General features: G+C 33.7%; 6 protein-coding genes. 5 read left to right on the forward strand and 1 reads right to left on the reverse strand.

Annotation, left to right across the window (positions count from 1 at the left end; genetic code table 11):
* The first annotated feature begins 264 nt into the window (after positions 1-264).
* The 4 genes from EMN46_RS18205 to menB all read left to right on the forward strand — a co-directional run bounded on the left by EMN46_RS18205 (position 265) and on the right by menB (position 4,480).
* Positions 265-687 (forward strand): PaaI family thioesterase, encoded by a 423-nt coding sequence (locus EMN46_RS18205; protein WP_154202425.1) that lies wholly within the window; start codon positions 265-267, stop codon positions 685-687.
* Positions 684-1,808 (forward strand): isochorismate synthase, encoded by a 1,125-nt coding sequence (locus EMN46_RS18210; RefSeq protein WP_154202427.1) that lies wholly within the window; start codon positions 684-686, stop codon positions 1,806-1,808. Before EMN46_RS18205 ends, EMN46_RS18210 begins: the two co-directional genes overlap by 4 nt.
* 64 nt (positions 1,809-1,872) lie before the next feature.
* The gene (gene menD / locus EMN46_RS18215) at positions 1,873-3,567 is read left to right on the forward strand and encodes a 2-succinyl-5-enolpyruvyl-6-hydroxy-3-cyclohexene-1-carboxylic-acid synthase (protein WP_154202429.1); all 1,695 of its coding nucleotides are present in this window, start codon (positions 1,873-1,875) and stop codon (positions 3,565-3,567) included.
* An 88-nt stretch (positions 3,568-3,655) separates the two neighbouring features.
* Positions 3,656-4,480: a 1,4-dihydroxy-2-naphthoyl-CoA synthase gene (menB, locus tag EMN46_RS18220; protein WP_154202431.1), complete on the forward strand. Its 825-nt coding sequence runs from the start codon at positions 3,656-3,658 to the stop codon at positions 4,478-4,480.
* Between the two features lie 82 nt (positions 4,481-4,562).
* Here the strand turns inward: menB and EMN46_RS18225 are convergent, their stop codons facing one another.
* On the reverse strand, positions 4,563-7,142 hold the full coding sequence (locus EMN46_RS18225; RefSeq protein ID WP_154202433.1) for an erythromycin esterase family protein: 2,580 nt from the start codon (positions 7,140-7,142) through the stop codon (positions 4,563-4,565).
* A 120-nt stretch (positions 7,143-7,262) separates the two neighbouring features.
* Here EMN46_RS18225 and EMN46_RS18230 point away from each other — a divergent pair, with 120 nt between their 5' ends.
* On the forward strand, positions 7,263-7,628 hold the full coding sequence (locus EMN46_RS18230; protein ID WP_154202435.1) for a GNAT family N-acetyltransferase: 366 nt from the start codon (positions 7,263-7,265) through the stop codon (positions 7,626-7,628).
* Positions 7,629-7,929: the final 301 nt, after the last annotated feature.

Below are 7,929 nucleotides of genomic sequence, written 5' to 3' on the forward strand. Positions count from 1 at the left end.
TATGAACCTAAAATGGTTCGAGGATTTAGGTTTGTTTAATATGTCGATTAAATACGCACTGTTACAAAATTAATTTGAAACCGCCGTATACGAGAGTACGTACGGTGGTGTGAGAGGGCGGGGGAGTAATCCCCCAACCTACTCGATTAATAACTTTTTCTACTTTAATTATTAGAATTGTTAAAATTATACAGTTTGAACTCTTTCTTGAAATCAATCTTTCTACAAGTTTTTCATCTCTGTGTATTATCTTATATTTGTTAAATGATTAACAAAGAAGAAAAACTTCAACTCCTAAATAGAATCAGTTCCGATACTTTAATGGAACATTTAGGAATTAAATACACCGAAGTAGGTGAAGATTATTTAGTTGCAGAAATGCCTGTGACATCAAAGCATTACCAACCCATGCGTATTTTACATGGTGGAGCGACATTAGCATTAGCAGAATCTACTGGTTCAGCACTTTCTGTTATTCATGTTGACCTAGATAAATACGATGTAAAAGGCATGGAGATAAATGCTAATCATATTCGAAGTATTAATAAAGGGACTTTGATCGCAAAAGCAAAATTTATACATAAGGGTCGAACGAGTCATATTGTAGAAATAAATATTTCAAACGAAAAGAATAAGCTGGTGTCGATCTGTCGGTTGACTAATATTGTGCTAAAAAAACAGCTATGAAAGATGTGATTATATTACAAAAGCTGAAAGAAATTTTAAAATATGCCTTAAGTAATCATCTTCCATTTTTTGCTTACAAATTACCAAAATCTGAAATAATAGAAATTGGTATTCAGAAAGATTTAGATCTGATGAGTTTTCATAATTTTGCAGATTTAAAAGATAAACAAGGCTTTGTTTTTGCGCCATTCGATTCAGCTGGTAAGCATAAGTCATGGTTTATTCGTGAAGATTTTAATTTTAGTTCTGGTAAGGTTGATCAGGCTTGTTTTGATGAGCTAAGTTTATACAAAAATGAAATGCCTTTATCTAGAAATAAGGCATGTATTGAAGGTACTGAGGCTGATTACTTTTCGCAGATTACGGATATTTTAAAAGCTTTAAAAGAAAAAGAACTAGATAAAGCAGTTTTGTCACGGATTCATGTTGAAAAGAATGATAAAGGTTTCGATAGTTCATCTTTATTTTTTCAACTTTGTGAGAATTACCCCAAAGCTTTTGTTTCATTTGTCTCCCTTCCTGGCGATTGTTCGTGGATGGGAGCAAGCCCAGAGTTGCTATTTAAATCAGAAAAGGATGTAAGCGAAACTGTCGCACTTGCAGCGACTTTACCTATGGTAAGTTCTAACTTGTCGGATATTAAATGGGGTCAAAAAGAGATTGAAGAACAAGCTTTTGTCAGTCGTTATATCGAAGACGTTTTTAAAGCAAATTCAATTGATGTATTTGAGCGAAAGGGACCATATACAGTGCAAGCTGGACAAATTGTTCATTTGAAAACAGAGTTTAAAACTGAGACTAAGCTTTGTTTTGAAAATAAAGCCAAGATTATATCAGCTTTACACCCAACACCTGCTGTTTGTGGTTTACCAAAGCAAAAGGCTTTAGAATTAATCAATTCAGTAGAAACTCACGATCGGGAATATTATGCAGGTTATTGGGGACTTTTAAAAAAGGGTGGCAATGTTGAGTTGTATGTGAACTTAAGAACCATGAAAATAGCAGAAAATCAATTATCTTTATTCGTTGGTGGCGGAATTACTGCTGATTCTATTCCTCAAGATGAATGGGTAGAAACCCAAAATAAAGCTCAAACGCTTTTGTCGGTAATCAGAAAATAGTGGTTTTATATAATTTACTCTGGTCTTGTTTTACGACCTGAGTTTGATATCTAAAAATAGAAGAATGACTCAATATACATCAGATATAAAAGGTGTTAATGAAATAATTGATATTTGCGCTGCAAAAGGTGTTCAACACGTTGTACTTTCTCCAGGTTCGAGAAATGCACCTCTCACGATCTCATTTGCTCGCGATAAGCGTATAGAAACGCCTATTATTGTTGATGAACGTAGTGCTGGCTATTTTGCTTTGGGCATAGCTCAACAAACTAGAAAACCAGTTGGTTTGGTGTGTACATCGGGAACAGCATTATTAAATTATGCACCAGCTATTGCTGAGGCTTTCCATCAGCGTTTACCTTTGGTCGTTATATCTACCGATAGGCCTTGTGAGTGGATTGGGCAGGATGATAGTCAGGCGGTTAATCAGGTTGATGTGTTTCGAAACTTTGTGAAAGCTAGTTATCATTTACCAATAGCATCAGAAGGAACGGATGATTTGTGGCATATTAATCGAATCATGAACGAGGCTTTATCCAAATCTGTTTCTGGAAGAATGGGACCTGTTCACATAAATGTTCCCTTTAAAGAACCTTTGTATGGAGAAAAAGCTTTAGATAATAAAGCTGAACGAATCATCGATAAAGTGATTTCTAAGGATGCGATATCTGATGAAGCAAAGAGGCGTTTGGGTGAAGAGTGGAAAGCTTCTAAAAAAATATTAATTATTGCAGGATTGTTACCTAAGAATGAGAACCTAAATGTGTGTTTAAGTCATTTGGCTAAATACGAGCAAGTTGTCGTTTTAACGGAATCTATATCAAACTTAGATGATGAGAATTTTCTTCCTTGTATCGATAGAGTTATTACAAGTTTCTCTGGTGATGAAATGCAGAATTTCCAACCCGATTTATTGATCAATTTTGGAGGACCTCTTGTTTCTAAGAAAATTAAATCACTATTAAGAGATTATTCTCCTAATAAGCATTGGTTTGTGGGGAAAGAGGACGCTTTTGTTGATACATTCAAAACCTTAACTTCACATATTGACCTTTCTCCAGAATCATTTTTTGAAGATATATTACCACTTTTAACTGAAAATGAAAGTGAATATGCTAAAATTTGGAAGAATAGAGATCAGCTTTGCGATTTCGCACATGACTCGTATCTGCAAAAAACAGAATGGTCAGATCTAAAAGCTTTTGAACATGTTTTAAAAGCCATTCCCGAGGGCGGAAACTTACAATTAGCCAACTCATCGGTTATTCGTTATGCACAGTTGTTTAAAATCGATCAGAATCTTACATATAATTCTAATCGTGGTACCTCTGGTATAGATGGCTGCACTTCAACAGCAGTTGGAGCATCTCATGTAAATGGAAAAAAGACAACGCTTATTACGGGTGATGTTAGTTTCTTTTACGATAGTAACGGCTTGTGGAATAAGTATTTAAATAAAGATTTTAAGATTATTCTTATAAATAATGGTGGAGGAGGTATCTTTCGATTTATTCCAGGACCATCAGATGTGCCTGAGTTGGAAGAATACTTTGAAGTGACTCAAAATTATAGAGCCGATAAGCTTGCTGAAACCTACGGTTTAGATTATTTTTATGCCGATAATTTGGAAAAACTAGATCAAACTTTGGCTGATTTCTTCAAGTCAGATAATCGAGCTAGTATTTTAGAGGTAAAAACACCTAGAGAATTGAATGATGTGATCTTGAAAGATTATTTCAAAAACTTAAGAGAAATATAAATAGCAATATAATATCCGTGAATTTCAAACTGTTTTGCATAAAAAATTTGTGTAATTAGTGTGATTTGTGGATGAAAAATAAAGAAAGATGACAACAAGAAACTGGACAACAATAAAGGAATACGAAGATATTAAGTTTGATTTCTTCGAAGGAATTGCAAAGATTACAATTAATCGACCAGAGGTATATAATGCTTTTCGTCCACAAACGAATTTCGATATGCTCGATGCTATGGATATTTGCCGTGAGCGTTCTGATATTGGTGTGATCGTGTTTACAGGAACTGGAGATAAAGCCTTTTGTTCTGGTGGTGATCAAAATGTAAAAGGTGTTGGCGGATATATCGATGAGCAAGGTGTACCAAGATTAAACGTATTGGATTTGCACAAAGCGATTCGCTCTATGCCCAAGCCAGTTGTTGCCATGGTAAATGGTTATTCTATTGGTGGTGGTCACGTATTGCACGTGGTTTGCGATTTGACGATTGCTTCTGAGAATGCCATATTTGGTCAAACGGGTCCTAAGGTAGGTAGTTTCGATGCGGGTTTTGGATCGTCATACTTGGCTCGTCACGTTGGTCAGAAAAAAGCGCGTGAAATTTGGTTCTTATGTCAGCAGTATACCGCTAAGGAAGCTGAAGATATGGGTATGGTTAACAAGGTGGTGCCTTTAGAAGACTTAGAGGACACAACTGTTGAGTGGTGTAAAATTATGTTGCAGCGCAGTCCTATGGCACTTCGTATGATTAAGCGTGGTTTAAATGCCGAGCTTGACGGACAGCGTGGTATGATGGAATTTGCAGGTGACGCAACCATGATGTATTACCTAATGGAGGAAGCTCAAGAAGGTAAGAATGCATTCCTAGAAAAACGTGATCCTGATTTTCAGAAATTCCCTAAATTCCCAGGATAAGGATAGCTTATTATTAAAATATAATATTAAACCTGACAGATTTATTTACATTTCGTAAGTAAATCTGTCAGGTTTCTTTTTTTTATTTTTTGCTTATTTTTTTTATTTCCTGATATTGATATTGATATTGATTTTTGTATCGATGGTGTTTCGTATAAGGAGACCAAAAATCATCAGATATGGGTTTTGTTTTTTTGGGAAATTCGAATGATTTGTCCTTTACTATATTGGCTTTAAAACCAAATCTCTCACAATAACTGCCCCATGACCAATTGTTCTGATGATAGGTATAATCCATAAAATAATAATTGTCTTGTTTACGATAGAATATAACATCTCTCTCGAACCATATATTCTTTGATTTATACGTCTCGTAGTGATCAGCATTTCGAATTTTACTCTTATCATTTATAGTGATGCTTTCTACTTTTACAATAGCATAGTCCTGCATATTTATATACAAGTAGCCGTAAAATTTAGACACATATAGTTGTAAGGTACTTCGATGGGATGGGTATTTGCACCTAAAATCGATTCTGAATACGGTTTGTCCGTTGAATAGTAGCGTATCGGAGAGTTGAAAATCATATCTGAACCATTTCATTGGGTTTAGAAAATTATTTTTTCTATAGTTGATCATATCTTGATATGCTGAAAATGGGATGAATTTGAGCTTGATTGGTTTAAACTTCTCATGTTTCATATTTATAGTATCCCAATCAGAAATTCTAGTAGCAAGTCGTTGATCTTCTTCTTCTTTTACACTTGTCATAAATAACCACCTTGGTTTGTAGCCATTACTGTCGTAAGTGTGATTGACAAATTCAAGTAGATATTCCGAATTACTATCTGAATATTTATCTTTTTTGCGACATAAAACATCTTGAGTATAAGCTTTTTGATAGTTGTTTTTTTCAATAGCCCTAATTGCTTTTCTAAGTATCTTTTTAGAGGTAAGTCTTTCTACAGATATTGTAACTTCGTTTAGATCGTAGTTCTGCGCTTCCATTTTTATTTCTATTTTCGGTTTCTTAAGAAGCTTCTTTATAGGATGATATTGGATTTTGTAGCCGATACACGAAACACAGACTGTGTCTTCGAGATTTTTATTGGTAATGTTTAGTTTGAAATTTCCATTCTCATTACTAATAGTTCCTATTGGATTATTTTTTAAACCAATATTGACATAAGGAATTGGTTCATCATTTTTATCCATGACGATTCGCCCTACAATAATTTCATCAATATCAGACTGTTTAATTGATTTGTAAGTGGATGTTTTAGTCTGGCTTATTTCAGAAATTACATGGTTTTTGTCTTCCAATTCTTCTTCTTCATAATCGATATCACCTTTATATAGTCTGCATGGCTGGGTTTCCTTAATAAATAATAGTGCATCGAACACAGAACCCCATTTACCTTTAAGGGGTGAATAATCAAGAGCAGAACATGTTATAATTTTTTCTTTGTTTAAGGGAATAATGGCATTAATGATAGAATCAGATATCAGCCTCTGTTCTATACTTCCTTTTGGAGGATTGGGAATTGTTTTAGCTTTTTCTGAAAGGCTTGCATATTTTCCACTTGCACAAGTTGTACCGATTATAAAAACATTTTTATCACCCAGTTCTTTTTTTAAGATGCTCCCCATTGGTGCAAAATTACTGAGCTCTTCATTATTCAAGGCTTTTAACTGATTTGCAAAATGAGCATTAGCTCCCCAACAAATAATCTTCTTATTGGGATTGTGTTTGATAAAATAAAGCAAGTTATTTGCCATTAGGGCGTCTCGACTATTATTGTCCGAAGCTTTATATTCTTCTCTCGATTTACGTGATGGATGATTTTGATGGTAATCTGTTGCAACTTCCTTTATATTGAATAGCACTTGTAACCATAAATGAACCGGCTGTTTATTAATAATTTTATCTGTATCCAAACGGTTTAATTTTTGTTCAAAACGATTAATCAAGCGAATTAAATATTTTAAGTTGTAAGTGTCTGGAACGTCAAAACTTTCACTCAAGTAATTAAGTGTTTCGTTCAAGAACTGTAACTCTTTTTCGCTAAGTTTAGAATCTAATTTTTCAGCAAGAACAAAAAGGTCACCCAGTAGTATTTCTTCAGAATACTCACTCATAAATTGACAATCGAAGCCTGTAACTTCTAATTTCGTTTTTTGTTTAACTAGATATTTAAACATGCCTTGAAACTCACTTGTTTCACACCATATAGGATAAATACATCGTTTTAAGCAATCTATTTGTTTATCTCCTTCGCGAATACTTATTGGAATTTTATAAAAATCATAAAAACTGCTTTCAAAAGCTATAACAGTAAAGTCCATTTCTTGATGAAGAAATTTGACCAATCGTGTTTTAGCTTCAAATACATTACCCTCACCATGGCTTGGTTCTCCAAGCATCACAACACGAGCGTCACCAATAATGTTTTTCAGATGATTTAAATCATTAAACTGATTATTGCTTGATGCAACACTGTTTAGTTTAATTATATCTGAGTTTTCATGGTTTTGTGCAAAACCCGTAATAGAGAAGAATAATAGAATGTAAAAATAGAAGTACTTTATGGGCTTATAATCTAACATGATATTTATTAAGTTGTAAATCAAATATAATACTCTATAATTGTATTTCACCATACACTTACTATGTTTAGTAAGTTTTAAACTTGTTTAACATTTGTGTGAATTAATAGGTGTGCATTATTCATTAAAGCTTTCTTATTTTTAAATACTAAATCAAACCGATACAATCAAATAATGAATATTCGTTTAGCCCAACATACCGACTTAGAAGCAATCAATACCATATACAATCAAGCTGTTGATGCGAGATATTGCACTGCTGACTTAGATCGTATTAGTTTTAAAGAGCGAGAACTATGGTTTGATATTCATTCTGAAGATAAATATTCTGTTTATGTAGGCGTAGTTGATGGGGAGGTGGTTGCTTGCTTTTCGTTCTCTGCATGGCGTTCGGGCAGACGAGCTTTAGCCATGTCTTCAGAAGTGAGCTATTATATTCACGACAAACATTTCCAAAAAGGTTATGCCAATAAATTGATGGATTTTGCAATAAATAAAGCGCCAGAACTAGGTTTTAAAAATCTATTTGCAATTCTTTAAGCACCCAACAAGGCAAGTATAAGTTTACTTGAAAAAACAGAATTCGAACTTTGGGGCAGATTACCTGATATTGCTAATATAGATGGTGAGATTTGTAGCCAATGTATTTATGGAAAGCATTTATAGATTATTTATAATAGTGGGAAGTTTATTATACCTGAATTCAAGTTGCAAATGCAACTTTTTGATTATTTACAACATAATTATATTTTTCATTTGGAGTCAAGTAATTTAGACGCTTTCTAGGCCTATTATTTAGTTTATCTTGAACCCATTGTACTTTTTCATTTGTTATTCCATC

This window comes from Ancylomarina sp. 16SWW S1-10-2 (assembly GCF_009669305.1).
Taxonomy (GTDB): domain Bacteria; phylum Bacteroidota; class Bacteroidia; order Bacteroidales; family Marinifilaceae; genus Ancylomarina.